The organism is Metabacillus halosaccharovorans (assembly GCF_002019635.1).
Classification (GTDB): Bacteria; Bacillota; Bacilli; order Bacillales; family Bacillaceae; genus Metabacillus; species Metabacillus halosaccharovorans.
On sequence record NZ_KV917372.1, the window covers coordinates 112,911 to 139,765 of the forward strand.

32 protein-coding genes are annotated in these 26,855 nt (G+C 32.2%); 29 read left to right on the forward strand and 3 right to left on the reverse strand.

Translation table 11 applies throughout. The annotated features are described in order from the left end of the window. Positions 1-87 precede the first annotated feature (87 nt). A complete protein-coding gene (locus tag BK577_RS14935) occupies positions 88-1,323 on the reverse strand; it encodes an IS110 family RNA-guided transposase (protein ID WP_078433689.1) in 1,236 nt (411 codons plus the stop codon). 341 nt (positions 1,324-1,664) lie between these two features. On the opposite strand from BK577_RS14935, the gene BK577_RS14940 reads away from it, so the two are divergent. The 7 genes from BK577_RS14940 (at position 1,665) to BK577_RS14970 (ending at position 6,695) form a co-directional block, all read left to right on the forward strand. Then, positions 1,665-2,147 carry an NUDIX hydrolase gene (locus tag BK577_RS14940; RefSeq protein WP_078433690.1) on the forward strand — a complete coding sequence of 161 codons (483 nt, stop codon included), beginning with the start codon at positions 1,665-1,667 and terminating at the stop codon, positions 2,145-2,147. A gap of 139 nt (positions 2,148-2,286) precedes the next feature. Continuing rightward, positions 2,287-2,817 (forward strand): GNAT family N-acetyltransferase, encoded by a 531-nt coding sequence (locus tag BK577_RS14945; protein ID WP_078433691.1) that lies wholly within the window; start codon positions 2,287-2,289, stop codon positions 2,815-2,817. A gap of 163 nt (positions 2,818-2,980) precedes the next feature. Continuing rightward, a complete protein-coding gene (locus BK577_RS14950; RefSeq protein ID WP_078433692.1) occupies positions 2,981-3,415 on the forward strand; it encodes an HIT family protein in 435 nt (144 codons plus the stop codon). Between the two features lie 100 nt (positions 3,416-3,515). Further along, positions 3,516-4,145 carry a nucleotidyltransferase family protein gene (locus tag BK577_RS14955; protein WP_078433693.1) on the forward strand — a complete coding sequence of 210 codons (630 nt, stop codon included), beginning with the start codon at positions 3,516-3,518 and terminating at the stop codon, positions 4,143-4,145. 176 nt (positions 4,146-4,321) lie between these two features. Further along, positions 4,322-4,765: an NUDIX hydrolase gene (locus BK577_RS14960; protein WP_078433694.1), complete on the forward strand. Its 444-nt coding sequence runs from the start codon at positions 4,322-4,324 to the stop codon at positions 4,763-4,765. A gap of 103 nt (positions 4,766-4,868) precedes the next feature. Then, a complete protein-coding gene (locus tag BK577_RS14965; RefSeq protein ID WP_078433695.1) occupies positions 4,869-5,288 on the forward strand; it encodes a GNAT family N-acetyltransferase in 420 nt (139 codons plus the stop codon). A gap of 573 nt (positions 5,289-5,861) precedes the next feature. Then, a complete protein-coding gene (locus BK577_RS14970) occupies positions 5,862-6,695 on the forward strand; it encodes a hypothetical protein (protein ID WP_078433696.1) in 834 nt (277 codons plus the stop codon). Between the two features lie 88 nt (positions 6,696-6,783). Here BK577_RS14970 and BK577_RS14975 read toward each other — a convergent pair whose 3' ends face one another. Next, entirely contained in the window at positions 6,784-7,293 is a 510-nt protein-coding gene (locus tag BK577_RS14975; RefSeq protein WP_078433697.1) for a GNAT family N-acetyltransferase, read from the reverse strand. Positions 7,294-8,110: 817 nt separating this feature from the next. On the opposite strand from BK577_RS14975, the gene BK577_RS14980 reads away from it, so the two are divergent. The 9 genes from BK577_RS14980 (at position 8,111) to BK577_RS15020 (ending at position 14,546) form a co-directional block, all read left to right on the forward strand. Further along, positions 8,111-8,518, forward strand: a complete 408-nt coding sequence (locus BK577_RS14980) for a hypothetical protein (RefSeq protein WP_078433698.1) — start codon at positions 8,111-8,113, stop codon at positions 8,516-8,518. A gap of 247 nt (positions 8,519-8,765) precedes the next feature. Then, positions 8,766-9,077 carry a hypothetical protein gene (locus tag BK577_RS26405; RefSeq protein ID WP_245823518.1) on the forward strand — a complete coding sequence of 104 codons (312 nt, stop codon included), beginning with the start codon at positions 8,766-8,768 and terminating at the stop codon, positions 9,075-9,077. After that, positions 9,044-9,370 (forward strand): HAD family hydrolase, encoded by a 327-nt coding sequence (locus BK577_RS26410; protein WP_245823519.1) that lies wholly within the window; start codon positions 9,044-9,046, stop codon positions 9,368-9,370. The genes BK577_RS26405 and BK577_RS26410 overlap by 34 nt, the downstream gene beginning before the upstream one ends. An 88-nt stretch (positions 9,371-9,458) precedes the next feature. Then, positions 9,459-10,043 (forward strand): histidine phosphatase family protein, encoded by a 585-nt coding sequence (locus BK577_RS14990; RefSeq protein WP_342743298.1) that lies wholly within the window; start codon positions 9,459-9,461, stop codon positions 10,041-10,043. A 320-nt stretch (positions 10,044-10,363) separates the two neighbouring features. Beyond that, the gene (locus BK577_RS14995) at positions 10,364-11,140 is read left to right on the forward strand and encodes a DUF3891 family protein (protein ID WP_078433700.1); all 777 of its coding nucleotides are present in this window, start codon (positions 10,364-10,366) and stop codon (positions 11,138-11,140) included. 555 nt (positions 11,141-11,695) lie between these two features. Continuing rightward, positions 11,696-11,968: a hypothetical protein gene (locus tag BK577_RS15005; protein WP_078433701.1), complete on the forward strand. Its 273-nt coding sequence runs from the start codon at positions 11,696-11,698 to the stop codon at positions 11,966-11,968. Positions 11,969-13,081: 1,113 nt separating this feature from the next. Next, positions 13,082-13,522 carry a YaiI/YqxD family protein gene (locus tag BK577_RS15010; RefSeq protein ID WP_078433702.1) on the forward strand — a complete coding sequence of 147 codons (441 nt, stop codon included), beginning with the start codon at positions 13,082-13,084 and terminating at the stop codon, positions 13,520-13,522. A 43-nt stretch (positions 13,523-13,565) separates the two neighbouring features. After that, complete coding sequence (locus BK577_RS15015) at positions 13,566-13,757, forward strand: hypothetical protein (protein ID WP_078433703.1); 192 nt, start codon at positions 13,566-13,568, stop codon at positions 13,755-13,757. Between the two features lie 390 nt (positions 13,758-14,147). Beyond that, a complete protein-coding gene (locus tag BK577_RS15020) occupies positions 14,148-14,546 on the forward strand; it encodes a multidrug DMT transporter permease (RefSeq protein WP_078433704.1) in 399 nt (132 codons plus the stop codon). A gap of 867 nt (positions 14,547-15,413) precedes the next feature. Here BK577_RS15020 and BK577_RS15025 read toward each other — a convergent pair. Continuing rightward, positions 15,414-15,806, reverse strand: a complete 393-nt coding sequence (locus BK577_RS15025; RefSeq protein WP_245823520.1) for a hypothetical protein — start codon at positions 15,804-15,806, stop codon at positions 15,414-15,416. Positions 15,807-17,755: 1,949 nt separating this feature from the next. On the opposite strand from BK577_RS15025, the gene BK577_RS15040 reads away from it, so the two are divergent. The 13 genes from BK577_RS15040 to BK577_RS15095 all read left to right on the forward strand — a co-directional run bounded on the left by BK577_RS15040 (position 17,756) and on the right by BK577_RS15095 (position 26,742). Beyond that, on the forward strand, positions 17,756-18,292 hold the full coding sequence (locus tag BK577_RS15040) for a GNAT family N-acetyltransferase (protein WP_078433708.1): 537 nt from the start codon (positions 17,756-17,758) through the stop codon (positions 18,290-18,292). A gap of 209 nt (positions 18,293-18,501) precedes the next feature. Then, the gene (locus BK577_RS15045) at positions 18,502-19,134 is read left to right on the forward strand and encodes a type 1 glutamine amidotransferase family protein (RefSeq protein WP_078433709.1); all 633 of its coding nucleotides are present in this window, start codon (positions 18,502-18,504) and stop codon (positions 19,132-19,134) included. A gap of 460 nt (positions 19,135-19,594) precedes the next feature. Further along, a complete protein-coding gene (locus BK577_RS15050; RefSeq protein WP_078435262.1) occupies positions 19,595-20,041 on the forward strand; it encodes a GNAT family N-acetyltransferase in 447 nt (148 codons plus the stop codon). Between the two features lie 206 nt (positions 20,042-20,247). Beyond that, positions 20,248-20,475, forward strand: a complete 228-nt coding sequence (locus BK577_RS15055) for a nucleoside/nucleotide kinase family protein (RefSeq protein WP_078433710.1) — start codon at positions 20,248-20,250, stop codon at positions 20,473-20,475. A gap of 512 nt (positions 20,476-20,987) precedes the next feature. After that, complete coding sequence (locus tag BK577_RS15060; protein WP_078433711.1) at positions 20,988-21,461, forward strand: hypothetical protein; 474 nt, start codon at positions 20,988-20,990, stop codon at positions 21,459-21,461. 165 nt (positions 21,462-21,626) lie between these two features. Further along, entirely contained in the window at positions 21,627-21,956 is a 330-nt protein-coding gene (locus tag BK577_RS15065) for a hypothetical protein (protein WP_078433712.1), read from the forward strand. 86 nt (positions 21,957-22,042) lie between these two features. Then, positions 22,043-22,195 carry a hypothetical protein gene (locus BK577_RS26030; RefSeq protein ID WP_169908292.1) on the forward strand — a complete coding sequence of 51 codons (153 nt, stop codon included), beginning with the start codon at positions 22,043-22,045 and terminating at the stop codon, positions 22,193-22,195. A 226-nt stretch (positions 22,196-22,421) separates the two neighbouring features. Continuing rightward, on the forward strand, positions 22,422-22,976 hold the full coding sequence (locus BK577_RS15070; protein WP_078435263.1) for an HAD-IIIA family hydrolase: 555 nt from the start codon (positions 22,422-22,424) through the stop codon (positions 22,974-22,976). 205 nt (positions 22,977-23,181) lie between these two features. Next, positions 23,182-23,523, forward strand: a complete 342-nt coding sequence (locus tag BK577_RS15075) for a hypothetical protein (RefSeq protein WP_139367354.1) — start codon at positions 23,182-23,184, stop codon at positions 23,521-23,523. Between the two features lie 435 nt (positions 23,524-23,958). Continuing rightward, entirely contained in the window at positions 23,959-24,477 is a 519-nt protein-coding gene (locus BK577_RS15080) for a sigma-70 family RNA polymerase sigma factor (RefSeq protein ID WP_078433714.1), read from the forward strand. Next, positions 24,464-25,156, forward strand: coding sequence for a DUF3600 domain-containing protein (locus BK577_RS15085; RefSeq protein WP_245823521.1), 693 nt, complete (start codon positions 24,464-24,466; stop codon positions 25,154-25,156). The genes BK577_RS15080 and BK577_RS15085 overlap by 14 nt, the downstream gene beginning before the upstream one ends. 365 nt (positions 25,157-25,521) lie before the next feature. Further along, positions 25,522-26,178: a DinB family protein gene (locus BK577_RS15090; RefSeq protein ID WP_342743300.1), complete on the forward strand. Its 657-nt coding sequence runs from the start codon at positions 25,522-25,524 to the stop codon at positions 26,176-26,178. Positions 26,179-26,235: 57 nt separating this feature from the next. Then, a complete protein-coding gene (locus BK577_RS15095; RefSeq protein ID WP_078433716.1) occupies positions 26,236-26,742 on the forward strand; it encodes a DinB family protein in 507 nt (168 codons plus the stop codon). The last annotated feature ends 113 nt before the right edge of the window (positions 26,743-26,855 follow it).

Below are 26,855 nucleotides of genomic sequence, written 5' to 3' on the forward strand. Positions count from 1 at the left end.
TCATGCTATACTAAAAATAAGCATGCCAAATAACCTTCCGTTTGTTTAGATTTGGAAGGTTTTGTGTTAATTAGTTAGATTTAGGTTCTAAGCAATATCTTGGAAAGTAGTTCTATTTTTTAAAAGTGCAAATATCCAATGTAAGAGTTTATTTACACAGGCAATAACAGCTACTTTAAAAGGCTTTCCTTCATCACGTTTCTTATCGTAAAATTCTCGCATTCTTTTATTGCGAGGTATGATTTCATCCGTCGTTTTCTTCTTACGACAATCTCTAATGGCACAACGAACAGCCATGTACAAGGCGTGTCTAAGTCTACTAGATCCTCTTTTAGTAATTCGGTTTTTGGTGGCAGAAAACTTACCAGATTCAAATACACTAGGATCAACTCCAGCGAATGCTACAAGCTTTTTTGGGTCATTAAATCGATCTATCTCCCCAATCTCAGAAATAATCGTTGCAGCGATTTTTTCTCCAATACCAGGAATAGATTTGATAATATTATATTCTTCAATATCTTTAGCGAGGGCATCTATCTCGGTCTCTAACTTTGCTAGATGCTCTTTGTATTGAAGAATCATTTTAATATACATACCAAGGCTTAAAATATGACTCTGATAGACTGCCTTTTCAAAAGGATTACGTGCAGCCGCAGCTTTAAGTTGAATCGCTTTTTCCTTTGCCCACCTGCTTGATCGACTCTTACAAAGACCCTTTATCTTGTCTGTAACTACTTCTTCGCTTGCATTCAAAATATCCTCAGAGGAAGGGAACTCTGAAAGAGTTAAAAGTGACACCACCGAATATAAATCTCCAAAAACCCCTTTATATTCAGGAAACACTTGTTCAAGCACTGCCTGAAATTGAAGCTTTGTTTGTATCATCACTCCAGTTATATTTTCATGTTGTCTAGTAAGGTTGCGAAGGTTTAATAACTGGACTCCACGCTTTTTATAAGGCTCTAATTCCTCCTTATAAAACAACTCACAGAGAAGATAAGCATCAATGACATCTGTCTTTACTTTTCTTAAGCTTGATGATCTAGCCTTATAGGAAATCAATGGATTGATGATAATTAATAAATAACCTCGTTCTTCCAAGTAATGAACTACTGGTGTTTGATAATGCCCCGTAGCTTCTAAAATTATTGAAGGTTTCTTGCCGGACTCTTTTTTCACATCCTCAAGAAACGAAACAAGTGAACTAAGACCCTCAACAGTATGTGAAATTTTAAAGCTCTTACGATAAGGTTTGCCTTTATCTAAAAATGCTTGAACTTGACTTTCCCCTTTTGAAATATCCAGACCAACGACTGGATTCATTCTAAATCTCCTCCTCCTAAACTGGTAATTTGCCAGTAACCCCTAATTCCTCCATGCAGTATCACAGCTTCGCTTGTTATACGAGATCTACGTCCCAACCAGCCTCAATCATGTTTCTACAAGTAGGGGGCGAACAGTTTAGCTGACGGGGTCGAAGCCCCACGGGCAGATACGTTCTACCCTGGCTACTGATATAATAAAACCATTTTAAAAAAGGTCAACCAGAAATATTTAGCATTCTGGCTAACCTTATAATACGAAAGGGCAGTTTAGTTGAACAAGGGATATTAATAATTAAATGAGAAATATAAATACTTTAGATGATAATTAGGAGGAGAAAAATGGGATATATCTCTGAAATACGAAAGTTTATTGGTAGTCGACCTATCATAAGTGTGGGAGCAACTATACTTGTGATAAATGAGAAAAAGGAAATTCTTTTTCAACATCGTTCAGATACTTTAGATTGGGGGTTACCTGGTGGCTCAATGGAGCTTAGGGAAACTCTTGAAGAAGTTGCTTCTCGTGAATTAAAAGAAGAAACTGGACTAATTGCTAATCGGTTTGAATTAATAGGTGTTTTCTCAGGTCCACGTTATTATTTTCGTTATCCAAATGGGGATGAGACATATAGTGTAATTAACCTATATCGTGCGATAGATGTAAGTGGGAAGTTAGAAATGAATGATGGGGAGAGTATAAATCTTGAGTATTTCAGTAAAGACAACCTTCCAGAGAATATTGAAAAAAGAGCAAAAGCTCTAATAGATAGTTTAGGAGATAGGTTATGGAATTTACATAATTCATTTGTAGATTGTTCTTAGGCTAAAGGGTGCTTTCCTTTAAAAACCAGATATTTCGGTGGCTCTTTCTTGTTGTGCTAACGAAGCAGGTTAGCTTAACAGGGATTTGTCCATAGGAAACGAATTATCTACCTATTCTTACTAAAAAGTGAGGAATATTATGCTGTTTCAAAATGGTAATTTAAAAGTTCGAAAATTAGAAGAAAAGGATAAATACCTTTTAGTGAAATGGCTTTCAAACCCATTGGTCCTTGAATATTATGAGGGTAGGGACAATCCATTTAATTTAGAAAAGGTTGAAAAAGGTTTTTATCCCCCTGAAGATGATGAAGTTAGATGTATTGTGGAGTTCAATGATAACGAAATTGGGTATATTCAATTTTATCAATTGGATGATGAAACGAAAAAAGACTATGGATATTTTAGAGAAAATGTTTATGGCACAGACCAATTTATTGGTGAAGTAGAGTATTGGAATAAAGGGATTGGAACATTACTTGTATCATCTATGGTTCATTTTTTATTTGAAGAAAAGAAAGCAGAAAGAGTAGTGATGGATCCTCAATTAAGAAATACAAGGGCTATTAGATGCTATGAAAAATGCGGATTTAAAAAAGTTAAAATACTTCCTAAGAATGAGTTTCACGAAGGTGAATATCAGGATTGTTGGTTAATTGAATACCATAAATAATTTTTTCTACTTCAACTATCGGGAGTGATAGTGAAAGAACGTGTATCGCTGCGGCGAGCTTTTTTGTTATAGAACTAACGATGCAGGATAGTTGAACAAAGAGGACTTTTTCTTCTTTATGTTGAATATCAGGATATTCACATTTTATAGGAAGTGATTAAATTTGAACTGCTTGGGATGTAACTTAGCTAATGGATTTGCACCTGTAAATGTAGTTCATGAGAACGATTTTATTTGTTGTATATTAGACCACGACCCATTTAATGAAGGGCACGTTATGATACTGCCCAAAAAACATTTTGAAGATGTTGATGAACTTGATGCACATACCGCAAACGCTATAATTAAGGCATCAAGGTTAATTTCAAAAGCTATAAAGACACTTTACAAACCTGATGGGATAACAATTTGCCAAAATGGAGGCATCTTTAGCGAATTATCTCATTTTCATATGCACGTTGTACCAAGGTATAAGCACCAGTCGTTTGCTGATTTTTATCTAGAAGTGCCTTTAAATAATGAAAGTCCGAAAAATAAATTGTTAGAAACAAGGGATGAATTAGTAGAAGTTATCGAAAAAATAAATCATACTTTTTAGTATTCCAGCAGTCCCTTTTATTATTGAGCTAAAAAGGCAGTTTAATTTAAGAAGGGAAATTTGAATCTTAATTGAATTTATATCAATTGAGGTGAGATAAATGGAGAAAAGTTGGAAAAGTGCATTGTCTAAAGTGTGTGAGATTTATTTCCAGTCAAATACAAAAATTGACTGGATATTAGTGGGTTCAGTTGGTTCTGTTTTGCAAGGTTGTAAAATGGAACCAGGTGATATAGATATTTATGTTAAACATATTGAAGGTGTCTCACAATTTGCTGAATTATTAAATGAGTTTTCCCTTCCTACTATAAGTGAAAATCGGCACGTTAATGATTGGTTATCTTCTAAAGAAGAACCTGTTTTTAATCAAACATTTCCATCGGGTTTCACCTGGACAAAAGGTAGATGGATAATTAATGGATTTAATGTTGAAGTTGTACATATATCTAATTCAGCTGGAATTCCCGACTCCTTAACAGGTGATGGAATATGGGAGGGTGGACAGTATATTTGGAGTCACTTTAAAAATGTGAGAATTGGTGAATACACTATTCCCACTGTACCACTAGAGATACAATTGGAATCAAATTTAAGAAGACAAAGGCAAGATAGAATTAAATCGATTTTATACACAATAATTCATAATGGATATGATGAAAAGTTGATAAAAAAAGCACTTTCTTCACACAATTTATCATATTTTTATTCTGAAGTAGGTTTGCCGAGTTAAATTTCAAATGGTTCCATATAAAGCTAACGGTAGAAAGAGTTGAAGAAAAGGGCTGTCGTTACGGCAGCCTTTTCATATTAGGTTAGGCATCCCTGTTGGAGAAGGAAAATAAAACCAAATGTCAAAGTTAGATAGTAATGAGAGTTATAAGGGAAGTGTCTAATGGAGGTCTATTTATGAGTACGCCAAAGCATATTATTTCAGCAGCCACTATTGTATTGAATGAACAAGGGAAAATTTTATTAATAAAAGGCCCACGTCGAGGATGGGAAATTCCTGGTGGACAAGTAGAAGAAGGGGAATCGCTTAAAGATGCAGCAATCAGGGAAGCAAAGGAAGAATCAGGAATCGATATTGAGATTACAAAATTTTGTGGAATATTTCAAAATGTAGATCGTTCAATTTGTAATACATTATTTTTAGGAAAAGCAATTGAAGGGGTTCCTACTACTAGTTCTGAGAGCCTAGAAGTAGGGTTTTTCCCAATAGAAGAAGCACTAGAAATGGTAAACTGGAAAAATTTTAGGAAGAGGATTGAATATTGTTTAAATGAACGAATTCAACCTTTTTATTTAGAGTTTAATGGTAAAGATAACGAAGGAATTATTTATGAACTCTAAAAGTTGTCTAGCTCTGTTTTATTAAAGGGCAGGATAGTGTAAGAAGGATTTATTTTATTCAGTAGCGAATTTAGTAATCTAAAAAGTTAAGGAGACTGGCATTTTGAAATCTCTAGAAATGGCTAAATTAATTGATTTAGATGATATAGTGAAGATTGATGAAGAAGTAATCGGTAACAAAAGCAGATGTGAATACATTAGGAAAGCGATTGAAGAAAAGAGATGTATAGTTGCAAATGATAAGAGCCGTATCGCTGGTATTTTAATATTTGATACTCATTTCTTTGATTGTAGCTTCATTTCACTGATAATTGTTAGACCAACTGAAAGACGAAAAGGATACGCTACATCGCTTATTGAGTATTTTGTAAATATTTCCCCAACAAAGAAAATTTTCTCTTCAACCAATAAATCAAATCTAAGAATGCAAGAAGTTTTTAAAGCAAATGGATTTTTACAAAGTGGATTTATTGAAAATTTAGATGAAGGAGACCCTGAAATAATTTACTTTAAATCTAAATAAGTTCTTGTTCAACTAAAGGGTGCATTAGTTGAATAACAATCTTCAACAATCTAAGCGCAATTGTTGAAGATCTAATTTCATGTTTTATCTAACTAAACTAAATTAAATGCCTTTCCAGTTGGATGAACAGTTTTAAAGTGAGAGAGGAAACTCACTCTTATTCTTAAAATATTAACTTCGTGTAAAATATCTATTGACACAACAAAATTCGACTATAAAAACGTCTTAAACCATTGAAATTACTGGATTTAGACGTTTTTTTATTTTGTCAGGAACGAACGATAAGTGTAATTAAAACGTTCTTAAGAAAGAGAAGCACCGATTTCAATCCGCATATCTATATCAATCAGGCCATATTCTTGAATAACATATTTGAAGAAAATTATTCTGAGTTAACATACTGTGATGATTTTTACTTTAATGAAGCAGTATAGTGTAAGAAGGGATCCTTTCACTGGATGTAATTAGCCAATTTACTAGTATGAATTATAAATGTCTCTAAATTATTAAAGTGGTCTTGGTGAATAACAAAAATGTTCTGTGGAATGATAAATGAAAAATGGGGTCTGAACAATGCCCAACTATGTACCTTATTTAATTCTTACTATTATTAGCTTAACTATATTGTTTATAATAATTGTTCATAAACGTCAATTTGGTATTGCAGTACTATTTCAGAGCTTTTCTGGAATGGTTTATGTAGCAGAATTTTTTGTCATGATTATCGGTAACTGCTACGTTTATTCTCCTAAAGTGCTCTCTCAACAATACTATGATCACGCACTAGGGGCAATTGTTTCCAACTTATTTGTCATTCCTGTATTGGGTGTAGTAACAGCGGTGTATCAACTTCGGTTACGTTGGAGCGTACTATTTGCTGTAACTTTGGTTGGAGTAGGGTGGTTATTTGAGTGGCTTGATATTTATCATAAAAATTGGTGGAGAAAAGAATATACGTTTATTGCGGTATTATTTTTTTTGTTATTAGCCAAGTTTTGGATGCGCTCTCTTCAGTCAGGTAAGAAATGGTCACGTTTTCTATCGTTATGGATGCAAGGATGGAGTGGTGTGGGTACTGTGATGTATATAATGTCAGTTGCCGCAATTCGCCATTATGAATATGGTATCTTTGATAATCCTTATCGTGATGACCTTTTTATCTCCTCAATTATGGGAATGCTTAAAAGTCTAATCTTTGTTGTAGGGGTTATACTTTTTCGAAAGCTTCGCTGGCGTTTACTTACACCTATTATGGTCTACGGAATTGATTTGCCACTGTATTACTTAGGGATATTAGTGGTTGAAATACCTTTTTGGATATATACAATCATTTATATCATACTGGCAACTCTTTTACTCTGGTGGTACTTGTATGCCTACTCTTATATTTGCAAAATGGCAAGATGATGTTAAGAGGCAGGGGTCTTCTTCTGCTTCCGAATTGGTTATGATGGTAATTTGATGGAAAAGCGACATAAAAAAGAAAAGGACATAACTAGTCCTTTTCAAGTGGAATTCTTAAATGCATTATATGTTGTTCGCCACTTGGTCCTATGTAGACTTCATTATGATCTACAAATCCAGTCTTTTTATATAGATTGATTGCAGCCGTATTTCGCTTATTTACACCTAATACTATTTCGTTAACATTTTTTAAATTCTTGCTAACAAAACAGGGTAATAAGTGAAGACCCTTCTTGGCGAAGCCATTACCTTGAAAGTCATGATTAATAGAGAAAGCAGTTAGTAACCTAGCATTCAAGTTCTTAGTGTATTTCAACACTTTTGCTCCACTTTCTAAGGCGAAATAGCCAACTGGAATATCTTTATTCAGTATTAAAACATGAATTGAATCTTTTGATAAGTTAGGATTATTAATTTTTTCTAATGGATAACAAGTGAATTGTAGCTTGTCTGGAGGTAAGTGAAAATTCGAAAGATATGGCTCGTAATTTTTATTATACTCAATCAATTGTACCAAATCGTTTTTAGTAGTAGGTTCCATGCGAATGCTCCTTTTTTTATATGTATTAATTCAATTATAGAATAAAGTAAAAACAGAAACAACTGTTCGGTGCACAAGTCGTTTTATTTTTTTAAAATAATCAGATTTATGAAAAATAGTTCAGCAGCAAGAAAATTAGTGATAAATAAGTTAGTTCGTAGTTAGCATAAATATTGTTGTAGTGATTTTCAGCAATAGAGCGAGAGTGTTGAAGATCTAATTTTACATTATTACTAAGCTAAGTTAAATGTTATTCAAGTTGGATATAATAATGAACAGTTTTGAAGAGAGGGAGAACACTCCCCATTATTCTTAAAGTCTTAACTTCGTGTGAAATTTCTATTAACACAACTGAAAATAAGAAATTAAAACGTCTTAATTCCATGGTAGTAATGGGGTTGAGGCGTTTTTATTATAGAAGGAACTAAGGATAAGTGTTATTAACACGTCTTAAGGAAGAGAAGCACCGATTTCAATCCATAAATCTATCTTCATCAAAAAGGCAAGATTGTTTAACACCGCCTGTGGCAGAGAAAATTGGTTTTAAAAAAGAAAAAGAATCATATATTTTCGATAAAAATCATTATATATATGCTAGAACCAGAAATTAGATAAGGAATGCTTATTAATCTAACGGAACATAAGTTCAATAACAATCTTCAGCAATAAAGCGCTGTTCTTGAATAAGGATAGCGCTGATTCTCATTCTAGGGAAAGGAAAATATATAAAATTTTTAAACTTAGAATTGGATATATATGTTAATATATATGAAGAATAAATTCTTATAGGGTATCTTAAAAGAAGAAGGAGTTTAAATTGAAGAAACTTATTTTTTTCGTTCTTCTACCACAACTATTTCTAACAGGATATAGCATTCTTAATAAAGTTCACCATAATGTAGAACTAGGAAAGTCCATATATTCTATAGTAGAAGATGTAAATAATACTGAAATCAGTATTAATAGTTTAGCTGATTTTGACTGGGATAAAGGCTTCCTTATTACACCTTACAGTACCCAAGAAGGTATAGATGAGCAATTAGGGGTTCATTTTAAAGATCCTAGTAATATTGATTGGAGAGACGATATATTTCTTTTGATTTTCATGAAAGATGATGAAGTTGTTCAATATGTAGAGATAGATCGTCAAGGTGATTATTTTAAATTAGGGGAAAAGGAGTATCTTACTCCTTCCGATGATGTGATAATTGTTGAAAGATATTAGAAGTATCTCTTATTATACTCTTCAACAAACGAGCGCCATTCTTGAATAAGGATGTCGCTCTTTTTCATTTTTAGGGCCATATCATTGAAGATTTTAAAAAAAATCTAATAATAAATAAGAGATATAGAGTTATGAGGATTTAAAAGGTATGCAGTGTCTACTAACTGACCAAAAATTAAATAAGCAGGATTTTCCAATATATTACTTGAAATTAATAGGAAAGTAGTATTTTGGGAGGATTGAATAGGTGATTAAGAAGATTGACTTAGTTTTAGACATTGCTGGAGTAATTGCAAGTAACTTCTCTCCAATTTATTGGGAGGAGTTATCTTCAAAATTCGAAGTTACATATGAAAAACTTATTAAGTTTAGAAAGGAAGTCCGTGATGAGTTTTGGACTGGAAAAATTACTGAACAAGAATTTTGGGAGAGGTTGATAGAAAGGTTCCCAACAATTGATGGTAGTTATGCCAAAAAAAATTATTATCTGTCATTAAACCCTTGCCTGCTCTTGAAGAACTCCCATTGTGGAGTAGGTTTGCAAATATCCACTTATTAAGTAATCATCATATAGAGTGGATTAAACACATCATTAGACCCGTTGGAAATTCCATAAAGAGTATAACTATTTCTTGTGATGTGGGACTTTGTAAACCTCAAGTCGGCATTTACGTAGAAGTTAATTCGAAATTTAGCAGCGAGGGAAAAGCGATATTCATTGATGACCAAGAAAAAAATTTGATTGTAGGCCGAAATTTAGGTTGGAATACTATACTTGCTGATGATAAAGGTAAATGGATTGAAAAAGTCACTCAGATATTAGTAAGCCAAAATACGCATTATTTAAATTAAGCAGTACTTATAAACTCCTGTTGATATGTTAATTGAAAAGGAAAAGGTATAAAAAAAATATTTATTAATTGGGTGAGTTTTATTAGGAGTGAAAAGGTTGGAGTTTATATTCATTAGACATGGACAAGGTGAGCATACAGTCAATTTACCAGCTAGTTTACAGAATCCAGACCCTGCATTAACAAAAGAAGGTATTAATCAAGCCAAAAAGCTAAGAAAAGAATTTCCATTATCAGAAAAAGATGTTTTGGTAATTAGTCCTATAAGAAGAACTCTTCAAACAGCAATGATATGGAGCGAAGGTATAAATTGCAATAAAATAGTAACTCCTTTGGTAGCCCCAAGAATGTTCCCTCAAAATCCAAATTGGGACAGTCTACCTTGTGATGCAATTTTAAAAAAGGAAATAATAAAAGATGAATTTTCATGTTTTAAAATAGATGATGAACTATTATTTGATTTATGGATAGAAGGAATAAATACATTGCCTGAGTTCAAATTTAATATATTAGCAGAAAAATTCATTAAATGGTGTAAGCAACTTCATAAAAGAAGGGTTTATATCGTCTCACATGATGGAACAATTACTTCATATAGACAGTTTATTACACGGAAACAACTATCAAAAGGTGATTTTCTTAAAGAAACTGGTTGGTTTAAAATTGAATGTTAATTTTTAGAATGTACTTATTTTAGTATAGGGCAAGATTCCTAACAAAGCTAAATGAGATACTTTAAATATAAAATTTAAAAAACACTGAATAGTGTCAGGGAAAAAGTTTTTCCATGAAATTCACTGAAGTTACGTGTTGATTTTGCTATGTACTAAGGATTGATTATTTCTACCTTTTTTTGACAAGTAAGCAAATCAGTCGGAAGTTGTAAAAAATATCATTACATTGACAGAAGATAAAGTATTCTTATTGGTGGTAAAGTAGGATAAAGCATCTCTTTCTTTAAGGATTACATATCAAAAACAAGGGGGTTATATGATTGATTATTAATGAACGAGAAAGTGAATTTGTAATAATAGAGCAACATAACCATGCTGTTTTATCAGGTGATCTCTTTAGCTATTTGCAAGAAGAGTTTTTTACAGGAAAGGAACTCAAACAAGATATTCTGTTTGCTACCCAATATCATGATTGTGCATGGATAGGACTAGATGCTGCCCCTCTTTGGGATGATAAAAAAAATTCTCCATACTCATTTATTAATTTACCTTCATCACTTAAACTTCCGCATTATAGATATGGGATTGACTGGATTGAACAACGAAACAAGTATGCTGCATTGCTTTGTAGTCGGCACTATTCATCTTTTTTTAGCAACAGTAAGAGTGAAGATGAGATTAAATACTTACAATATGAAAAGACACGGCAAAAGAGATTATGTCTAGAATTGGGTATAGCAATAGAGGATAGTAATATTCATCTTGAGATATTAAAATTTTTGGATAACTTATCATTATATATTTGCATTAATGATCCAGGTGTGCCAAAAAGTGATGAATTTCCTTGGTATCAAAATGGCTTTGAAGGTACAGAACTCTTTTCAGTTGAGAAAAGTGATAGAATTGTAGCATATTGGCTTAATGAAAGGTATATCGGCTTAACTCACTTTCCTTTTACACGGGCATTCGAAGTAACGGTGCCAACAAAAATAGTAAGCAAATGTGATATTAAAGAAAAAGGAATTATTGTAGCCTATAAAGATGTACCTTCAGTATTTCGTACCTTTAAAATAGGTCCTATGGGTTCAACCAGTTAAAGAACTATTCTGTAATCAAGCATTGATTTTCAACAATAAAGCACCATTTTAAACAAGGATGCTCTCTTTTTCATTTATAGGGCCAGATTGTTTAATATAAGATGAAAAATATATGTTAAATTTAGGAAGTTTTTAAGAAATGTACCTAAACTAAAAATCTAGAAAAGCTCAATAAGGAGAGAAGAGTATTTTTGTTAAAGTAATTACGTTATGTATTATCACCAGCTGTTATTATAATAGCGGTTTATGGACTCATTACTAAGAATTATGATTTTCAATCTCTTATGATATTACTTTTGAGTTTATTAATGTTGGTAATGGGATTAGAAGAATTTAATAAGAAGAAAAAAACACTTGGCTAGTTACTTATAGATAGCTGTTTTCATATTTTCTTTATTTGTATCAATTCAAGGTTTTTTTTGAATTAATAGGTGTGTTACTTACGAACTAATAAGTGTCTTTTATTATGTTGAGTCTGATCTATTTATTCAGAATAGTTAAAGTTGAACGATTAAGGGAGGTCCTTAATGATTATAAAGTTTAGGGGGGAACTGTTTGTTAAATGAACATTTTAAAGGATTAAGTATTATTTCATCTTTATTAGTAATATCAGGATTAATTCTGATGTTTTCAAGTATTTCTTTTGCAACTGCTATAGGGGATTCTTGGGTTCTTAATCAAGAAGATGGTGTCGCTGATACAAGCCGTTACAACATGATTGTTGAGACTTATATAAATAACTTTGTAATTACTGGAAGCATACTGTTTAGTGCAGGTCTATTAATAGCTATATTTACATACTTTACATCCGTGCTATTTGGAAAATAGAAAAACAACAATATCTTCTAATTGTTCTTTAATAATCAGGCTAGTTTTCTGAATGGAAAGGGATTTTTAAAAGGGAATCAAGGGAGGTACAATGGGCTTATTTTTTTAAAAAAACCAGCAGTCAAAGCAAGGCTCAAAAAACATTCATAAATTTATTTATTTTATTAATAGTATTAAATTTAATAAATATCTTTTTGTTATATTTGGCTGGGTTAAGTACAATGACCATTTATTTATATGTTGTATTTATAATATTTTTCATAAGGGAACTTATGAAGAGAAAATACAATAATGGGTAAAGTTCAGGAATTTTTTAAGAATCCTCAGCAATCTAAGCGCTTATCTTGTGTAAAAGATAGGCTTTTTGGGATTGTTAAGAGTTACACTTAAAGTAACAGAGTTTAGTTCAAGATGGAGTGATACAATAATTAAAAAAGTTAATGAGTGAGGTTAATTTGAGTATGGAAGAAATTTAGGGAAGATGGGAACCAGTTCAGAGTTTTCCGAAGAGAATTTATTAATAGAGTCTAATTGATAATAATAATGGTCTAACTTTACTATTTGAAACAGGGGATGAACTTATAGAAACGCCGATGAAGGAGTTTTGTATAGACATTATGCGATTTAGATAAGGAGTATGGGGTTCAATTTTATAGTAATTGGTCACTTTTCAGAGTGAAAAATTCTTCTTATCTTAATTGGTTTAAGAAAGAGGATTGTGGGAAGTGGGATTACCAATATGATGTGAAGCACTATGTATTTATGACATCCGATGATGTTGTTGAAGTTTTATCAAACTATTCACCATCAATTAGACTTTAAAGTGCAGATGAGTTCTTATTTACTATAGAATGCGTTTCATGAATAATGAAATGTGTCTTTAACTTAGATGCTTTGTTGACTTTTAACTAAAAGCAGATGATTTAGCAACCTATTTTCTGGGCGTTTAACTTGGACGACCAATTGCCAACAAAATCCTATAAAGTATAATATGAGAGTGAAAATACAGCAGAAGAACTCCTTCATATTATTTTATAAGTGTCACCAGTCCCTTTTATAGTTGAAAAATTTCAGTTAAATAGTAAGTCGAACTTCTTAACAGGAGGAAGAAAGATGAAAATTTATGTGGATGCAGATGCTTGTCCGGTGAAAGATATTATTATTTCTGAAGCAAGGAATTTAGAAATCCCGGTTATCCTTGTTACAAGCTTTTCTCATTTTTCTAATGCAGAACAGCCAACAGGAGTGGAAACCATTTATGTTGATTCTGGAGCAGATGCTGCAGATTATCGGATTGTGAAGTTGGTAGAAAAAGGAGATATTATTGTGACGCAAGATTATGGTCTTGCGTCGCTAGGTTTAGCAAAAGGAATTATCGTCCTCCACCATACGGGATTCAGTTATACAAATGAAAATATTGACCAATTATTACAAACACGTTATTTAAGTGCAATGACTCGAAAAAGCGGACAGCGAACAAAAGGACCAAAGCCTTTTACAGCAGAAGACCGGGAGCAATTTAGGGATCTATTTAAACAGGTTATTTCAAGTTGAAAAATTAGGCTAAACTCAGAGATTCAGAAAGGAGTTAAATATTTTGAAGTACATAAAATCGCAAATGCAACAACTAATTAAGGAAAATAAAGAACTGCATACCCGCTTTAAAGAACTGAAGTCAGAAATGGGACTTGAAAAAAACAATGCCCTCAAGGCCTTGTACCATTCAGAAGTTGCCGATGGAGGAAAGTACCAGGTAGCTTACCAAGCACTTGATCAGCCTAAAAAGTAAATTCTTTTCTATTGTTTATTCTTACTAAAAGTTTGTTATAAATGTTGGATCGTTATAAGTGAATTAAGTTAAAGGGGTGCTTATCTTTAAGAAGGATAAGTCCCTTTTTTGAGGAAGTTATTAAGCTAATGGGCAGAATCTCAAAGAAGAATATTCAATTTCTTAATAGAATAGTGATTATGGTTAGCTGAGTTTAGTTAAGAAGAGAAAGGTGAAATGAGAATGGACAAATTAAGATTTATGGGTAAAAGATAGGTTAAATCCAATTAAGGAAACACTATCAGATGTTATTCATTCTTGTATGATGGAAGTACTTGAATTTCCTTCGGATAAAAGATTTCAGCGTTTTTTTCTATATAAATTACAAGATTATATGAAAAGAGGGAACAAATGAAAACCAATTGGCTTTTGAGTAGTAGTGCGGTTGTGATGGGGTTTTTAGGGTTAGCAGGAACCTTTCTTCCCGAAGAAATTTCAAACATTTTAGGGATAGATCCTTTACCAATAACTAAGGTTATAATGCAAATCATTGGAGGACTATATTTAGGGTTTGCTATGTTAAACTGGTTCACACGTTCTGCCCGGACCGGTGGTATCTATAACAGACCTGTCGTATTGGGAAATCTGATTCATTTCATCGTTGTCTTTTTTGCTCTAATCCGCCAGTTGACGGAGCAATTTAACTTCATATTCGTTATTTTGATATTCATATATTTTGTATTTTCCGTATGTTTCATATTTGTTATGCGCTCGAATCCTTTTACTAACGATGTAAAGAAGTCTGTATAGCTAAAAAAACCCAATAATTTGAGTGAACAAGAAATTTATACTGACGGTGGTCGCTATTTAAGGTATGAACTGGTTTACACCTTCCGCACAGAATCTACTCTGCTTCCTTAATTAAAATACATTGTTTCACAATCTTATATAAACTAGTTTTGATTGGAAGTCCTAATTCCATAAAATAGTAACGTTAGTTGAATAACAATCTTCAGCAATAAAGCGCGATTGTTGAAGATCTAATTTCACGTAATGCCTTCCTAGTTGGATATAATAATAAACAGTTTTGAAGAGAGGGAGGAAACTCCCTATTATTCTTAAAGTCTTAACTTCGTGTAAAATATCTAATAAATAACTCAATTAAATTTGAGTAATTAAAACGTCTTAAATCCTTGAAAATACTGGAGTTAAGACGTTTTTTTATTTGATCAGGAACTAAAAGATAAGTGTTATTAACACGTCTTGTATATGAAACACTATTATTTTCACTTTTATCCATATCTCTTTCTTCATCAATCGGGCCAGTTTTGTTGAGGAAGAGTTGCTGATTTTACTATTTAATTAGAAGGTAAATTAATTTAAGATTAATCGTGGTGAACCGTATCATAAATAGAGGCATAAGCAAGAAGTATCATTTGATTCAGAGGAGAATCCTTGTGTTAATTTCACTAATTATCACAGCTGTGGCCATCTTCGTAAAAAAGACCTAGGCAAGGTGCAGGCCAAACCAATGAAGAATGTGCTTTGTACAGTCTATAGAGCAAGGTTATCGCTATTGTGAAGACAAATTGGACAAGTCTTCGACTCGGAAATCTCCATGTTTTCAGTTACTTCGCTTTCCTTCTCCAATGAAGAGGACCTCAAGTCAGTTCTTGGTCATTTAGTCGCTTCGGGCTTTTTCAACACTTTGTCCTGCCACAGTTGATACAGATAGATGGTAAACGCAAAACCGACCATCATAGCAACAATAGCTATTGTAGACAAAGTCGATTCACTCGAAACAAGCCCTATCCGTTGCCATATCGGGTAAACGATGTACATAAATAACCCGTCCAAAAGTATATTGACAGTCAAATACATCCAAAATTTCCCGAAAGTAAAGCTGAATACCCAGATAACTATAACTAAATATGCTCCATACACCCAAGGAACCGGGACGACTTTATCCCACCCGAATAGACTGGAACCTGTCTCTTTCCACCATCCGTAATGGTAAGCAGCTTGATATGCCAAGGTATGAATAACGGTCATAAATAGAGCTACTGGCATGTACCTGCGTATAGTATTCATTTTCAATAAAAACAAGGACGCCCAAGGCAATATCAAGAGGGACCAGAGAATAATCTGTTTCATGTCATAAATACCCCACATTTGTTTTATGTGTAGTGTTACTCGCGGTTCATATATTTATTCGATTTATCTGATAAATGTAACTGAAACACCGACTTGGTTAAGCAGAATAACATTCATTAACAATGTATACAATCAAGCATAACCAACAAAAACGAATGTCAATCCTTCTTGAACGACAAGGGGGATGATGTAGGGTACTTCCTGTAATGAACCTTATAGAAACTAAGAGATTAAATAAAGGTTTCTAATATCTTGTTAATATAGCCTATATTTATGACTCTTTTCGTATTAACCTTAAATGCCAAGGTAACCAAAAACCAAAAACAATATTAAATACAGGGATAGATATGCCATCCTTTTAACTTCATGTATCCAACTTGAACAAGCATCCATTCAGATAAGGAGGACAAAAGTGTAAAGAGAGTAACATATATCCATTTCTTTTCCTGTTTTAAATGGTTGAGAAAGATAACAGCATAACAAGATGGGATGACACCATAACTTATCAAATCACCAATTCCTTCTTGCATTGGTTTACGACCCAGATCAAAAACATCAAAGTAATTTAGATAAAGAACATATCTATTATTAATGCTACATAACCAACCATAAACCTTTTGCTAATAAATCTAAGTTTTATATAAATTTTTCCATGATGTGTCTCCTTTAAGATTGTTTACCGAAATCTAAAAATCAATTACTATTATTTGTTAATTTTTAATTGGATATACTCATAAGCCTTAAATCCATTTGTACTTCCTAAAAGAAGATTTATGTTTATTCCGCAAACAGGAGATATTGATTACAACAAGATAAAAAATTATGTTAAAATCAGGAAGGAATTGGAAAGGGAGAATCTTGAATTTACATAGTAAATATAGAGGTTTTTAAAAGGAGACATGTATGAACAAAGATAAAATAAAATTGTACTTTTTTTAATATTGGGAGGTATTGGCTTAGCTTTAGTTGGTTTAGGCGGTGTGATGTTTATTGAGATTGATAATATGAAGGGATACCTTACCGTTATAGGTGGATTCTTAATTACAATTGGCTATATTGAATATTTGGAACGAAGAGCAGGAATAAGCAAAAAAATAATATGGGTTAGAGCAATAGTTTCCATTATGCTATTTGCAGTTTTGGCCTTCGTTTTATTTTTCTAATCATAACGTTGATTGTTGCTTAAAATATTCAAAAGGTTATAATATCAAGCTTCAAGCGCTTTTGTTGAATAAAGGTTCGTCATATAATTGAATAATTGATGAAAATTGCGAAGTAAAAGAAGTTCTTAAAAATAAACTCCTATATATTTTTATTAGGGAAACGAGTCGATATTAAAATGATAGAAAAGCGAAGGGGAACCTGAACTTTCTACTCATTATCAGTACTATACCTTTTTTCATTTTCATCTGTGTGGTTATGTTTGGGATAAATGAATATAAAACGAACTCCACAACAGAAAAACGGGTTGAAAATATGTCCGACAGTGTACGTGGTTGATGATTTAATAAGCATGTATGATTTAGGAGGAATGACTTAAAGTGAAGTTATGAGATTACTAGGTCCACCAATTGAGACAGAATATTTTAAAAGTGAAGAAAATATTGTTTATTATCTTGGAAATGAAAGAAAAAATAAATAAATGGGGAGTTTGTGTATGAATAAGAGTAGTTATTCTTTTTGAAGTAACGATTGCAAGAGTTTTACAAAGGTTTGCTGCGGCAACTGCTTTCTTTATTGCCTTTAACGGGGCAGTTTAGTGAAATAAGGAAGATAATGACTTTACTAAGAAGAAACTTGTTAAATATAGATTAAGAACAAATATCTATAAGGGATTAGTGTTGCATAATTAGTGAGGTGGCGGAATGATATATTTAGAAGATAATAATTTAATTATTCGTTCCATGGTGAAAAATGATATAGAAAGATTTTTTGATGCTTTCAGAGAACAGAATTGGTATAAACCAATTGAATTATTCAATACCTACTATAACCAGCAGGAAAACACAGATATGTCAGTGATAATTGCTGAGGTCAATAATGAAGTTGCTGGCTATGTTACATTAGTACCTAATGCAAATGTAGGTCCTTTCGCATCAAGAAACATTCCTGAAATTGTTGACTTAAATGTACTCATAAAATTTCAACGAAATGGTATTGGCAACAAAATAATGGACGCTGCAGAATCTTTGGCAAGCATGGGAAATGATTATCTATCTCTATCTGTAGGATTACATTCTGGTTATGGCTCTGCTCAAAGAATGTATGTGAAAAGGGGTTATATTCCAGACGGTACTGGGGTTTGGTATAAAAATAAACAATTAGAACAGTACGCTAAATGTGAAAATGATGATGATTTGACCCTATATTTTTTTAAAAGACTTAAACAAAAGAAAAATTAACAATTACATTAAGAACTATGGTTGCGATACTTCAATTGAAAAATATCGCTTTTTTATTTAACTATAGGGGCAGGTTAGTTGAATAAGAAATAGACTTTTTGTTAAATAGGGTATACAATTACGCTTAAGGGAACGTATGTTCCTTAGGGTGAGATTGCTTCTGATGTGTAAAAAATAAACTATAAAATTTATGATTGGAGTGATATTGGATGCAAACAAAAAAAGTCTTTCTATATGTATTTAATACAATGTCGGACTGGGAATATGGATATTTAATTTCTGAACTAAACTCAGGAAGATATTTCAAAAAAGATTTAGTACCTTTAAAAGTAATTACAGTAGGAGCTAATAAAGAAATGATTACTACTATGGGAGGACTAAGCATAAAACCAGATATTTCCCTTGATGAATGTACTCTTGAGAGTAAAGACCTTTTAATTTTACCAGGAGGAACTACTTGGAATGAAGAAATTCATCAACCTATCTTGGAAAGAATTGGACAAGCTTTAAAGCTTGGCACTATTGTTGCTGCAATTTGTGGTGCAATTGAGGCCCTTGCGAATATGGGATACTTAGATACTAGAAAGCATACAAGTAATAATTTAGAATACACTAAAATGGTATGTCCTAACTATAAAGGAGAAAAGTTCTATGAGGTGGGATCTGCGGTATCTGATGCGAATTTAGTTACTGCATCAGGAATAGCTCCTCTGGAATTTGCGATGGAAGTACTAAAAAAATTAGATGTATTTGCACCAGATACATTAGATTCTTGGTATAGCCTAAATAAGACTCATAAACCTGAATACTTCTTCCAGTTAATGAACTCAATGAATAAATGAGTTAAAATATCAAATGGCATTTTTATTTTTTGAAATAATCTCCATACTTTGTACGATATCAAAGTATAATTTTTTACACATAATCAAAGTTTTTAGATAAGTTAACAGAGGTTGTTGATAATTGTAAACTATCGGGGGTGTTGATCCAAGCTGGATTTAATGCCCTTTTATGTTGAACTCCTTATTGTAGAAACGGGGCAGGTTAGCATAATAAGGATTATGGTTTTTCAAGGTAAAGTTATTAGGGATTAAAAATATTTTATACATAGGGGATGAGTTTTTGAAAGTTCATTACTATATTGCTTCAAGCACATCCTCAACAATCTAAGCGCAAGTGTTGAAAAGGGAGGCATTTATCCAAGAAGGATTGATGCCTCTTTTTGTTGAATTTCATTTTTGAAGGGAAGCGGTTTACTTGAAGAAGGAAATAGAAACTCTATTTGAGAGAGGTAGAATTGTAATGAATACGCGTAACGTTATTGAAAATGATTATCTTAAAGTTATAGCTGTTATTAATGATTGGTGGGGAGGGAGGGAAATGACACATTTGTTGCCCCGATTATTTTTTGAGCATTTTCAATCAACTAGTTTTATAGTTGAAGATGAGAACAATAGCTTACTGGCCTTTCTTATTGGGTTTGTATCTCAAACACATCCAAACGAAGCCTATATACATTGTGTTGGCGTTAATCCTGAAGTTAGGAATGAAGGATTAGGAGGAGAACTATATAATTTATTTTTCTCAACAGTTCGTAATTTAGGCTGCAATACAGTGAAATGTATAACTTCTCCTGTTAACGAGGGTTCGGTTGCATATCACAAATCACTGGGTTTTACTGTTACTGTAGGAACTGATTATGCAGGTAAAGGACAGGATCGTATTTTATTTTTAAAATATATAGGTTAATGTTTTAATCATTATATAAATTGACTTTATGCAACTATTTTGTGAGTTAATATCATAGTGATCTTCAGCAAAATCAGCTAATAGTTGTCAACATTGCTTCGTTCTACTCCGAGTACCGTTATATTAAAACTAAAAAAAAGTTCAACCAGTAAAACCTGGTTAAACTTATATTACGTACAAGCGCAAGAGTTGAAGAAGTAAGTGGGTTGCAGAGGCAGCCTTTTTCTTATTTTTCTTTAACTTGGGAAAGACCTAATGTGGATATTTTGTCTGATATGGATCATTGCACTTCTAGAGGTAGAAGAGCTAATCTTAATATGCTTAATACGATTACACCTAAAGCTGACTTCGTGGTTGATGGTACATTACAAGTTGTAGATATTGTAGATAATATTTTGGATAGTTTAAAAAATCCTTTTAAGCCTGGCAAGTAAATATGAAATACCGATTTTCAGCAATCTAAGCGCCATTCTTGAATAAGAGGGCGTCTTTTTTTACAGAAAAAAGGTTGAGTTAAACTTTTTGTTTTGAAATAATTGGTAATATACAACTAGTCATCTATGATTAAAAGGTGATGAACTATATAGGGGTGATTGTTTGAATAAGATTGCTGCAATAGGTAAATGGCTTGGGATACTTTCTTTAATATTGATTGTACTTTGATTTAATTTTATCCTCTCCTTCTTCTATTACTTAAAGTTAGGAGATAAACGAGCTATTAAACAGACTAAATTAGCAGCAGTCTTCTGCCTTTCTCTTAGTTTGTTAGTTCCAGCAATATATAGTTTATTTAAATAACGAGATGATGAATTATATATCTTTTTAGTTGAGATCTTCGAACTGCTCAAGAATAACAAACCCTTATTAGGTTTAAAGAACATATACTGGAATACATATAAAATGAAAATAATGGATAAAAGCTACGATAATGTTATGGAGGTGTACTTTGGATAAAAAACTGAAAAGATTTATTAGTTACTTATTTTTCACTACTATTCTGCTTATAATAATTTTTCTAGGATTAAGATACCAATCTATTTTATATACAATTAGTAAAGAAAATTATGATTTATTCCCTTATCTCCGATTTAAAGCCATTTTCCCACTATTTTTAGGTGTATTTATAGCAATTCCACATATTTTCAAAGCCATCTTCAAGACTGGAGAATGGTATATTAATTGGATTAGACTTGTTGTGTTGAGTTTCCCATTTTTGTATGCATCTGTTGTACCAGTATTGTATTTAACAGGAATAATTAATATGAGTTTCCCTTTTTTATCTTATATTATGGGTGGGTATTTTGGGAATGAAGCATCAACCACATTCGAAACAATAAATGGGATAATTGCAGGCTATGTTGTTTTTACAAGCATAGATAAAAAAGTTCAAAGAAAAGATAAATTAGTGTTGAATGAGTAAAATTTACCAAATAAAATCACTTGTTCACCAGTTGATTATAATAGTTTAATCACAAGATCTTCAGCAATCTGAGCGCGAATGTTTAATAACATTTGCGTCTTTTTATGTAAAAGGTTAGGAGAAGGAGTTTCATTAAGTAAAAGAGAAGTTTTCATAAGAATCATAATGTCGATCAAAATTATTCCGATTATGTGGGGTACAAAAAAGCGTTTAATAAAAGACCTTGTAGAGCAAGAAATTCATACTGTTCAAAAGATATTTGAACAGGGAAGTTATGTATCACAGTGGGATGGTCGTGGTGTGGATAAAAAATACGTATATCGTTGTTTTACAGATGGAGACTTACCACCTAATGGAATAAAAGATAATGATAAAATTCAGACTATACGGATTCAGGGTAATAATGATGTTGTAGGGCTATTAACTACCTATCAAGATTATCCGAACCCAAAGACAATGTATATAACAAATTTATATATTGATCTTGAATATTAAAAACTAGGATATAGGCAAGAGGTTATAAATGAATTGTTACGTATATTAAACAAAATGAATATGATGAAGTAGGTGCAAATGTTGCAATGAAAAATTGGTATGCTCTTAGATTTTGGGCAAAACTTGGTCTTAATAAAATAAATGAGGTTTTTGAAGATAAAGAACACTCTTCTGATAATTATGCTGATGTTGAATTAATAATGGAGCTATCGAAAAGTAGAGCAACTTCAGTTTGTTAAAATTAGTTCCATGTCGTTCTTCAACAATATAAGCGCCTTTCCGGAATAAGGTGAGGTGCTTATTTCCAATAAGCGAATAAATTTTAGAATAACAAGGATTAAGGATATGTTAAAGTTAGGAAGATGTTGTAAAGATATACTTTAACGAACAGACAGCTTCGTTGAAGTTGATTTAATATTAGATACATAATTCTTAGTGGGTGAGGAGTTCATTTTAATGAATAATATTCGTAAAATAGAAGCTATATTTTTAGACCGTGATGGAACAATTGGTGGTGATGATACTGTACACTATCCAGGAACATTTGAATTATTTTTTCATTCTCAAGAATTAATAAACAAATTAAGGGAAGATGGAATTAAAGTTTTCTCATTTACAAATCAACCAGGAATATCTGGAGGAAAAGCAACTCTACAAGATTTTATTGAAGAACTTACCACATTTGGCTTCGATGATACTTTTATTTGTCCACATAGTCACAATGAAGGTTGTATTTGTAGGAAGCCTAACATAGGAATGCTTACCGAGGGTGCAGTAAAATATAAACTAGACCTAGAAAATTGTGTTGTTATAGGTGACAGATGGAGTGATATGTTAGCTGCTTCTAGAGCTAATTGTATTAAAATACTTGTGAAAACAGGTGCAGGTCATTCAGCAATAAATGAACACTATGACAAAATTAAAGATATAGACATTGAATATGTCGCTGAGAATATTAAGGTAGCAATAGATTGGCTTTATTGCCAATTCGATATTATGGGTTCATCTTTTTCGCCTTGAGATAGTCAGATGCTTTAGATATCTTCAACAAACTAAGCGCCTTTCTGGAATAAGGGAAGGTGCTTCTTTAAGATTAACACCCAGATTTTTTGAAATTTATTCAAGATTCATTTGACATTAACGTAGCGTAATACTCTAACTATTTTAATATGGAGAGGTAAATTGAGTGTGTAATACATATGAATTTATTGAAACGAGGAAGAAGATGAGGAAATATTTATGTTTTTTGCTTTTTTGCATATTTTTCTTAAATGGTTGTAGCAATAATTTGCCTACCTATCAATCAGAGGAAAATTTCAAGTCCGTAGATATTGATGGTACTGAATATTCTCTACATAAATTAAGTTACGATGGAAAAACATATATCTCTGAGCCAGAACAGTATACTAATCCTGATTATTATGAAGGATTAGAACTTGGAAAACAAATAGGGAAAACGGATGACGATATGCAAATTTATAAAATTGAAAATGATAATAAACGAGTGGTATTGAAGGGTTTTATGTTTCCAGAGACATTTTATAAATTAGATAATGGCATAAACTAAACCTATCTGTTTATTTTGTTATTAAGGTAAAGGGAAATCTTATAGGGGTTTCCCTTCACTTTATCTAGTTATCAATATTAAACTTTAACAACAGCCTATTATTAAGTTACTATTACAGGTTTGAAATATTATCAAGGATAATATAAATGGTTAATCAACAATCTAGCGCGTTTGACGTACAACTTTAAGCCTGATAATTGCTATTATTTTACGGGAAAATACCTTGGGGAGGAAGGAGTAATACGCCTGATTCTTTTTGTAGTGTTTTAAGACACATTTCATTGAAGAGAAATGTGTCTTTCTTTTAGTGAAAAATATATTTTTGACAGTTAAGTACTATTTGAGTTAAATATTTTTAAAAAAATAAAATTACTCAAGCCAAAAGTTGAGGTTATTTGTCTAATAAATGTAAAACAAAAGAAAGGGGAATTTTGTTTGAACATACGCTTGGTTAAAAAAGCTCAAAAAGGGGATGACAAAGCCTTCTTGGAACTTTATCAGAATTTTGAAGAAGAAATCTATCGGACAGCTTATATTTATGTAAAAAATAAGGATGACGCTCTTGATGTAGTTCAAGATGTTGCATATCAATCATTTAAAAAGATAAATTCGTTGAAAAATCCTGAGTATTTCAAAACATGGCTTATAAGAATTACGATTAATTGTTCAATTAATGTAATTAGAAGAAACAAAAAGGTAATACCATTAAATCCTAATTATGAGACTTTGTTAGGTAAAGAAGAAGAATCCTTGCCTTTATTATCATTACAAGAATTAATGGGAATTCTTCAAGAGGATGAGAAGAGTGTTATACTATTAAGGTTTTATCATGATCGTACAATAAAGGAAATCTCAGATATATTAGATATACCTTTAGGAACTGCTAAAACTATTTTATATCGTGCATTAAATAAACTGCGTAAAAATTTAAAGGAGGTAGGTGGTTTTGAATAATCATTTAAAACAAGAATTAGCAAATATAGAAATACCAGCAGAACTTCACGAAAGAAGTAGTTTAGGTGTGAAACAAGCAAAGTTAGAAATGAAAGGTAAGTTAAAAACTTACATGAGAAAACGTTTAGTTGCTGGAGTTTTTGCGGCTTCTCTACTCATTCCAACTGGAGCTTGGGCTTTCCAAACAATTCTTGCGGATGAGTTTTATGGTTCATTTGAAAATATTAAAAAACATATATCAAGTGCTACTATGGAAGGTTATTTGCTTTTGGATGCAAAATTATCGCAGGCTAGAGGAGAGTTAGAAAAAGATGAATACCTACATTTTAAAGACTTACTAACTGAAATTACTACTTCTAAACTTGAATACGGTAATGAGTATGGATATATAGATTACTCTCAAATCCCTATTTCAGACCTAAACGACATTAGGAACGCATTATATAACATTCAACCATATTTTGATATATTAAACGGTCAAAAATTAAGTGAAGAGGTTTTGTCAGCTACTGAATATGATAATTATATAGATGCTTTAATGACATACGAACAAATAATGGCACAAAGTGGTATGAAAAACTCTGATGAAATAGATAAGATTCCAGTGAACTTAAGGGGAGAGTTCGCAAAAGCTGAATCTTTTATTATTTATGTTAATGATAAGCAACTTCAAAATTAAGAGAGTAGTTAACATTGTTTATATTTTTAGCAATCAGGCGTAATTTTGATAAAGATGTGCGCCTATTTCTTTTTTAACTGTTTAATCACTATAAATAAAATACCTATTAATGCTGCAATAATTAAAGTAAATAAAAGTATTCCTGCAGGATTCCACATTGACATATAAACTCCACCTCTCATTATAATGTTATTACAAAACACCTTTCATTTAAGATAATTCTATCACATACAATTACTATGTTTCTCATGAAATTTCTAAGTAATTTTAATTATAAATAAGCTAATATTTTGAATCGTGATCTTCAGCAATAATGCGCGATTCCAGAGAAATTCACGCTCATTTTTTATTAAAGGGCCATTTTCTTGAAAATAGAGAAGGAATTATTTGTAAGTAAATCGAAGTTAATTCAGAAGATGTTATTTAGTTTTGCATTAGGTCGCTACTCAACATTATGGAGGAAGAAAATTATAAAGAAAGTTGGAGATCTATTGGATTCAAAAGAGATATTGAAGCAGTTCGAACATGTGGCTAAATACTATATTGAAGAGTTAAGTAAATATTCGTTAGATGAGTTTACGAGGAAGCCTTCTGAGAGTGAATGGTCTTTAGGACAAATGTACAATCATTTAATAAAGGGCACTCTCTATCTTCATTTGAAAGCCATTGAGCAATGTGCTAATGCTAATGCTAATGCTTCCGATGGTGGTAATAAAACAGAAATAGGCGAATTGATTTTCAAAGAAGGAACGTTTCCTCCAATCAGAGTAAAAGGTCCAGATACACCGGATTTTACACCACTTAATCCTACAGGAAAAAAAGAAGTAAAGGAAGGACTGCTTCAAATCATTGAGAAAATGCGGGAGATAGAAAGAAAGCTCTCTGACATTCCTGCCAGCCAGAAAGTTCAGCACCGGGCAATGGGACATTTAAATGCCGAGGAATATTTTCAGCTAATCGAGATGCATTTCCGGCACCACTTACGTCAAAAAGAGCGTATTGATCAATTTCTTTTAAAGTAAGAAAGCAATCGTACTAATAACTTTTCTTAATTTTAAAAATCAGAGTGGAGTGAGCTAATGGAAAATAATCGCGCAAAGAAAATGTACGATTACCACGTTTGGGCTAACCAAAAAATGATCCAACACTTAAAGCAACTACCTAATAGGGTTTTTAATGACACAGTTAATAGTGTTTTCTCATCAATCTCAGATGTGCTAATTCACCTATATGCAACAGACATTACTTGGTTGGAGACGATGAAAGGAAGTAGTTTCCACGATACTGTTAGAGAAGTTGAACGTCGAAAGTCAGAAACATCAAGAGCGTCTTTAGATGAACTCGAAGTGGTCTATGATTCGCTTTCAAAGGAATATTACAGCTTTTTTGCAGAGCAGAAGGATCCAGAGCGAATCATCATTACAGAGCACCCTCAATATGGTCGCTGGGAGTTCATACTTGCCGATCTAATTCACCATGTAGTGAATCATGGAACCTACCATCGTGGAAATGTGACAGCGATGCTGCGTCAACAGGGTGAACGAGGCGTACCTACTGATTATGTATATTTTCTTTTTGAATGTTAGCGTTTTGTGATTATGCCAGAAAACGGCCCCTTTGTTTAATAAGCCGTTTATATAGTTCTTTTGGAAGAAGGGAGGAAACTCCCTATTATTCTTGATGTTTGAACTTCGTGTAA

Coding starts and splice junctions, on each gene's coding strand:
- BK577_RS14935 (WP_078433689.1), bottom strand. CDS start 1,323: ATGAATCCAGTCGTTGGTCTGGATATTTCAAAAGGGGAAAGTCAAGTT.
- BK577_RS14940 (WP_078433690.1), top strand. CDS start 1,665: ATGGGATATATCTCTGAAATACGAAAGTTTATTGGTAGTCGACCTATC.
- BK577_RS14945 (WP_078433691.1), top strand. CDS start 2,287: ATGCTGTTTCAAAATGGTAATTTAAAAGTTCGAAAATTAGAAGAAAAG.
- BK577_RS14955 (WP_078433693.1), top strand. CDS start 3,516: ATGGAGAAAAGTTGGAAAAGTGCATTGTCTAAAGTGTGTGAGATTTAT.
- BK577_RS14960 (WP_078433694.1), top strand. CDS start 4,322: ATGAGTACGCCAAAGCATATTATTTCAGCAGCCACTATTGTATTGAAT.
- BK577_RS14970 (WP_078433696.1), top strand. CDS start 5,862: ATGCCCAACTATGTACCTTATTTAATTCTTACTATTATTAGCTTAACT.
- BK577_RS14975 (WP_078433697.1), bottom strand. CDS start 7,293: ATGGAACCTACTACTAAAAACGATTTGGTACAATTGATTGAGTATAAT.
- BK577_RS15010 (WP_078433702.1), top strand. CDS start 13,082: ATGAAAATTTATGTGGATGCAGATGCTTGTCCGGTGAAAGATATTATT.
- BK577_RS15020 (WP_078433704.1), top strand. CDS start 14,148: ATGAAAACCAATTGGCTTTTGAGTAGTAGTGCGGTTGTGATGGGGTTT.
- BK577_RS15025 (WP_245823520.1), bottom strand. CDS start 15,806: ATGCCAGTAGCTCTATTTATGACCGTTATTCATACCTTGGCATATCAA.
- BK577_RS15040 (WP_078433708.1), top strand. CDS start 17,756: ATGATATATTTAGAAGATAATAATTTAATTATTCGTTCCATGGTGAAA.
- BK577_RS15045 (WP_078433709.1), top strand. CDS start 18,502: ATGCAAACAAAAAAAGTCTTTCTATATGTATTTAATACAATGTCGGAC.
- BK577_RS15050 (WP_078435262.1), top strand. CDS start 19,595: ATGAATACGCGTAACGTTATTGAAAATGATTATCTTAAAGTTATAGCT.
- BK577_RS15065 (WP_078433712.1), top strand. CDS start 21,627: ATGTCGATCAAAATTATTCCGATTATGTGGGGTACAAAAAAGCGTTTA.
- BK577_RS26030 (WP_169908292.1), top strand. CDS start 22,043: ATGAAAAATTGGTATGCTCTTAGATTTTGGGCAAAACTTGGTCTTAAT.
- BK577_RS15075 (WP_139367354.1), top strand. CDS start 23,182: ATGAGGAAATATTTATGTTTTTTGCTTTTTTGCATATTTTTCTTAAAT.
- BK577_RS15095 (WP_078433716.1), top strand. CDS start 26,236: ATGGAAAATAATCGCGCAAAGAAAATGTACGATTACCACGTTTGGGCT.